The organism is Cryobacterium sp. 10I1, assembly GCF_035019805.1.
GTDB classification, from domain to species: Bacteria; Actinomycetota; Actinomycetes; order Actinomycetales; family Microbacteriaceae; genus Cryobacterium; species Cryobacterium glucosi.
In genome coordinates this window covers 1-5,670 of the sequence record NZ_JASJVF010000216.1, presented here as the reverse complement: position 1 = coordinate 5,670, position 5,670 = coordinate 1, and the positions used below count along the sequence as shown (strand labels likewise).

General features: G+C 69.0%; 5 protein-coding genes and 1 pseudogene. 4 read left to right on the top strand and 2 right to left on the bottom strand.

Annotated elements, in window-relative coordinates; all coding sequences use genetic code 11:
- Positions 1-166: 166 nt before the first annotated feature.
- Positions 167-271, bottom strand: a pseudogene (locus QN345_RS20635) (hypothetical protein); the annotation flags it as partial.
- Positions 272-401: 130 nt separating this feature from the next.
- Here QN345_RS20635 and QN345_RS14930 point away from each other — a divergent pair.
- The 4 genes from QN345_RS14930 (at position 402) to QN345_RS14915 (ending at position 5,017) form a co-directional block, all read left to right on the top strand.
- A complete protein-coding gene (locus QN345_RS14930) occupies positions 402-1,841 on the top strand; it encodes a GuaB1 family IMP dehydrogenase-related protein (RefSeq protein WP_134449772.1) in 1,440 nt (479 codons plus the stop codon).
- Between the two features lie 189 nt (positions 1,842-2,030).
- Positions 2,031-3,458 (top strand): hemolysin family protein, encoded by a 1,428-nt coding sequence (locus QN345_RS14925; RefSeq protein WP_322189551.1) that lies wholly within the window; start codon positions 2,031-2,033, stop codon positions 3,456-3,458.
- Positions 3,451-4,533 carry a hemolysin family protein gene (locus QN345_RS14920; RefSeq protein WP_322189552.1) on the top strand — a complete coding sequence of 361 codons (1,083 nt, stop codon included), beginning with the start codon at positions 3,451-3,453 and terminating at the stop codon, positions 4,531-4,533. Before QN345_RS14925 ends, QN345_RS14920 begins: the two co-directional genes overlap by 8 nt.
- A 106-nt stretch (positions 4,534-4,639) precedes the next feature.
- Positions 4,640-5,017 carry a VOC family protein gene (locus QN345_RS14915; RefSeq protein WP_134449775.1) on the top strand — a complete coding sequence of 126 codons (378 nt, stop codon included), beginning with the start codon at positions 4,640-4,642 and terminating at the stop codon, positions 5,015-5,017.
- Between the two features lie 71 nt (positions 5,018-5,088).
- Here the strand turns inward: QN345_RS14915 and QN345_RS14910 are convergent.
- The coding region (locus QN345_RS14910; protein WP_323508809.1) for a tRNA-dihydrouridine synthase at positions 5,089-5,670 on the bottom strand (582 nt) is incomplete at its 5' end.

Genomic DNA, 5,670 nt, shown 5'->3' with positions numbered 1-5,670 from the left:
CCCGAGCCAGAACGTCTGGTACGACGAGATCGACGGAAAGCCCTCCGTCGTCGCTCCCGCCCACGTCGGCCTCGGCAGCGGGTGATTCCGCGTCGTGGCCTGCCCCGTTCGCGGTCTGGTGGTAGCTCTCCAGCACGGGCCACCAGGACTCATCCACCGAGTTCTTGTCGACGAGGTACCGTTCGTACAGCTCGTCGACGAGCCACTCGTTCGCTCCGAATTCACCCGACGTTGCTTCGTCGGATCCACTACCGGTCAACTGGCTCGACACAGCCGGTTCCCACTCTCTGCGTTGAATTTTGGATATCCCCGGCCGAAAATCGCCGGTTCGGTCTGCCCGCCCAGCCTAAACCAATCGCGCATGGCTGCGGGTATCGATGCGGGGGGCTAGCGTTATTTGCATGCAGTTCTATGGAGCGATCCCCAGCCACGATCTCACGTATTCCGACGTCTTCCTGGTGCCGAGCGAATCGGCCGTCACGAGCAGGCTCGACGTCTCCCTCGCGCCCGGAGACGGGACAGGGGCCACCATCCCTGTCGTGTCCGCGAACATGAACTCGGTGACCGGTCCCCGGCTCGCCGCGTCCCTCGCACGCCGCGGCGGACTCGGCGTGCTGCCGCAGGACATGCACCTGCAGGAACTCGACGCCGCGATCCGCTGGGTGAAGGACCAGTCGACCCGTTTCGACACCCCGTTCATCTTCGGGCCGGGTGAAACGGTCGCGAGCGCCCTGCGCCAGGTGCCCCCCGTCGCCGGCCAGGGCATCGTCGTCAACGACGCCCGCGGCGCATACCTCGGCTGCATCGACGCCGCCAGGCTCGGCACCGCCCTGCCGGACGCCCAGCTCGGCGACCTGCTGCACGGCCCGCTGACGTCCCTCGACGCCGAGGACATCGACGGCCCGCGCCGCGCCTTCGACGTGATGACCGCCGCGGAACTCGACTTCGCCCCCGTGCTCCGCCACGGCGTCATGGTCGGCACCCTGAGCCGCAAGAGCGCGCTCCGCTCGACCCTCTATCAGCCCTCCGTCGACGCCCACGGGCGTCTGCTCGTCGCCGCGGCGATCGGCATCAACGGCGACGTGGCCGCGAAGGCACGCGCGCTCGTCGCCGCCGGTGTCGACGTCCTCGTCGTCGACACCGCGCACGGGCACCAGGCCGGCATGCTGCGGGCGCTCGGCATCGTCGCAGGGCTCGGCCTCGGCATCCCGATCGTCGCAGGCAACGTCGTGACCGCGGATGCCGTCAACGACCTGGTCGGGGCGGGCGCCACCATCGTGAAGGTCGGCGTCGGACCCGGCGCGATGTGCACGACCCGGATGATGACCGCCGTCGGCCGGCCGCAGTTCTCCGCCGTGCTCGAGACCGCAGCCGCCGCGCGCGAACTCGGCGCGCACGTCTGGGCGGACGGCGGGGTGCGCTACCCCAGGGACGTGGCGCTCGCACTCGCCGCCGGCGCGGCATCCGTCATGATCGGCTCGTGGTTCGCCGGCACCATCGAGGCGCCTGGCCTGCTCGACACGGATGCCTCCGGCGCGGTCTACAAGGAGAGCTGGGGCATGGCATCGACCAAGGCCGTTCAGGAACGCTTCGACAGGCTCGACCCGTACGAGCTCGCACGGAAGACCCTCTTCGCAGAGGGCATCTCGAGCTCGAAGATCTACCTCGACCCGCTCCGTCCCTCACTCGAGGACCTGCTCGACATGATCACCTCCGGTGTGCGCAGCTCGTTCAGCTACGCGGGCGCGACCAACCTCGACGAATTCCACGAGCGCTCCCTCGTCGGGATCCAGTCGGCCGCCGGCTACGAGGAGGGCAAGGCCCTCCCGGTCTCCTGGTAGCGGTCGCTTCCTGACAATCGGGTCCGGGTGTGCCACGCGCACCCGGTCCCGCACGGGACCTGCACGGTATAGTTGGATGAATAATGGACGACCCTCCTCCTGCGAATTCGCCCAGTAACCGTTCTCCCCGTGAGAACGGTTTTCCCCTTGTGACGACAGCTGCAACGACAGCGGACGCCGGGCCCCGCGATGTTTGAGTGGGTCATGCTCGGCGTCGGCATCATCCTGACCATCGGCACCGGCCTCTTCGTCGCGAGCGAGTTCTCCCTCGTGAATCTCGAGCGCAGCGACCTCGAGGCCAGGCAGGCCCGCGGAGAGACGCGGCTCGCGAAGACCATCGCGGCCCTGAAGATCACCTCGACGCACCTCTCGAGCGCCCAGCTCGGCATCACCCTGACCACGCTCCTCACCGGCTACGCTCTCGAGCCCGCGATCAGCAGCCTGCTCGCGCCGCCGCTGCTGGCTGCGGGGTTCCCGAGACTCGTCGTGCCCGTCGTCGCCTCGACGGCCGCGATCGTGATCGCGACCCTCGCCTCGATGATCATCGGCGAGCTGGTGCCGAAGAACTTCGCCCTCGCCCTGCCGATCAAGACCGCGAAGCTCGTGATCCCGTTCCAGACCCTGTTCACGACCGTGTTCCGTCCGGCCGTGACCGTGCTCAACGGCAGCGCGAACGCCGTGCTCCGGTCGATCGGGATCGAACCCAAGGAAGAGCTGTCCGGAGCGCGCACCGCAGAGGAGCTCTCCTCGCTCGTGCGGCGTTCTGCCAGTGCCGGCCTGCTCGAGAAGGACACGGCGACGCTGCTGCACCGCACCCTGCTCTTCTCCGGCCACACCGCCGCCGACGTCATGACGCCCCGCCCGCGCGTCGCGAGCATCCAGCGCAACGCCTCCGCCCAGGCCGTGATCGACCTCACCCGCCAAACCGGGTACTCGCGGTTCCCCGTCGTCGACGAGGGAGTCGACGACGTCGTCGGCATCGTGCACGTGAAGCAGGCCGTCGCCGTGCCGCGGCACCGCCGGGCGGATGTCCCGGTGTCCGCACTCCAGTCCGAGGCCGTTCGCGTGCCGGAGACCATGAAACTCGACGGCCTCCTCGTCGAACTCCGCGGCCGCGGCTACCAGATGGCCGTCGTCGTCGACGAATACGGCGGAACCGCCGGTGTCGCGACCCTCGAGGACCTCGTCGAGGAACTGGTCGGCGAGGTCGCCGACGAGCACGACCGCACCAGGGCAGGGGTCGTGCATTCGCCGGACTCCCTGACCTTCCCCGGGATGCTCCGCCCGGACGAACTCCTCGAACGCACCGGCGTCGTGGTTCCTGAGGACGGCCCGTACGAGACGGTCGCGGGTTTCGTGATGAGCGAGCTCGGCCGATTGCCCGTCGTCGGCGACGTCGTCGGCATCGCAACGGGAGAGCTCTCGGTCGAACGTCTCGACGGTCGCCGGATCGACCGCATCCGCTTCACGCCCACGTCGGAGCCGGAACCGGAGACCGAGTCCGAGCCGGGGACCACGGTCGCGGTCGCAACCGTACCGCTGGCGACGCCGGCGACGGCACCCTCTGCGCCCACCCGACCCACCGCGGCGAAGCCGAAGGAGCGCCGTCATGAGTGACTGGACAGGAATCGTCTGGCTGTTCGTGCTGCTCGCCGGAAATGCCTTCTTCGTGGCCGCCGAGTTCGCGGTCATCTCCGCGAGGCGCTCCCAGATCGAGCCGCTCGCAGCCGCCGGCCGGATGGGCGCCCGGACGGCGCTCTACGCGATGGAGCACGCGACGCTCATGCTCGCGACGACCCAGCTCGGCATCACGGTGTGCTCGCTGCTGATCCTGAACGTTTCTGAGCCGGCGATCCACCACCTGCTCGAGGCGCCGCTCGCCCTGACCGGGCTGCCGGACGAGGCGCTCACCGCGATCGCGTTCATCGTGACGCTGCTGCTCGTCTCCTACCTGCACGTCGTGTTCGGCGAGATGGTGCCGAAGAACCTGTCGTTCTCGATCCCCGACAAGGCCGTGCTCGTGCTCGCGCCGCCGCTCGTGTTCTTCGGACGCCTCGTCAAGCCCCTGATCGTGGCGCTCAACTCGACTGCCAACGGCGTCCTGAGGCTGTTCCGGGTCGAGCCCAAGCACGAGGCGAACAGCACGTACACGCTCGAGGAGGTCGCGACGATCGTGTCGGAGTCGACCAGGGAGGGCGTGCTCCGCGACGGAACCGGTGCGCTCAGCGCGACGTTCGAGTTCACCACCCGCAAGGTGCGCGACGTCGCGGTCCCGCTCGCGGACCTGATCAGCCTGCCGGAGTCCGCAAGCCCGGCCGACGTGGAGAAGGCCGTCACCAAGCACGGTTTCTCGCGCTACGTGCTCGTGACCGCCGAAGGGGAGCCGACCGGCTACGTGCACCTCAAGGACGTGATCGACCTCGACGGCGACGCGGGAATCCCCGTCACGGGCAGCACCGCCGGGAACGGCCTCGGCAGCTACGCCGATCCCATCCCGGCCAAGCGCATCCGCCAGCTCGTGTCGATCTACGAAGGCACCGACCTCGAGGACGCGCTCGCGACCATGCGCCGCTCCGGAGCACATCTCGCCCGCTCGTTCACCGCAGTCGGGGCGACGACGGGGGTGCTCTTCCTCGAGGACATCATCGAAGAGCTCGTCGGCGAAGTGCAGGACGCGACCCGGCGTCTCTGAGCGGCGTCGAGGTACCGGGTCCGACGGACGCTGCGGGCAGGCCGGGACCTCGACGGCGGGTGCTCACGGGCGTAAAATGTGCGCCGAAAGAAAGTGAGGCAGACTCATGTTGAGCCAGTTGGAAGCCTATTCGGTACTGCCGGCGAAGGACCTGAAGCGCGCGAGGGAGTTCTACCGGGACAAGCTCGGGCTCGAACCGGCGGAGGAGCACGAGCACGGGCTCGTCTACCGCACGCCGTCCGGGGCCAGGGTGCAGGTCTACGAAACCGAGAACGCCGGCACGGCCAGGAACACCGCGCTCGGCTGGATGACAGACGACCTCGAGGCCGAAATGGCCGCGCTGCGCAGCCGCGGAGTTGTCTTCGAGGAGTACGACGTGCCGGGACTCAAGACCGAGAACGGCATCGCAACGGACTCCGAGGGCAAGGCTGCCTGGTTCCGGGATTCGGAAGGGAATTTCATCTGCGTGTCCCAGTCGGTGTGAATGGCAAGACGGCGTGAAGGGCCAGGCGCCCTGAGCGCCTGGCCGGAGTGAGCGCCGGGTCGGTGGGGCGCTCAGGCCTCCGGCCAGCGGGCGCGCAGGTACTGCGGCGGCCAATAGTCGATCGTCGCCCCGAGTTCGTGGGCTGCCCGCAACGGGAAGTGCGGGTCGCGCAGGAGTTCCCTCGCGAGCATGACGGCGTCGGCCTGCCCGCTCGCGAGGATCTCCTCGGCCTGCGCCGGGGTCGTGATGAGTCCGACCGCGCTCACCGGGACATCCGCTTCGCCCTTCACGAACGCGGCGAGCGGCACCTGGTAGCCGGGACTGAGCGGGATCTGCACGCCCGTGACGTTGCCGCCGGAGGAGATGTCGAAGAAGTCGGCGCCCGCGGTGCGCGCCCAGCCGGCGACGATGGCGGTCTCCTCCGGGGTCCAGCCTCCCGGGGCCCAGTCGGTGGCCGAGAAACGCACGAAGAGCGGATGCGACGCGCCGACCGCCGCGCGGACGGCCGCGACGACCCGCAGCAGCAGCCTGGCGCGGTTCTCGAGGGAACCGCCGAACTCGTCGGTGCGGTCGTTGCTGAGCGGGGAGAGGAACTGGTGCAGCAGGTACCCGTGTGCCGCATGGATCTCGAGCACGTCGAAGCCGGCTTCGAT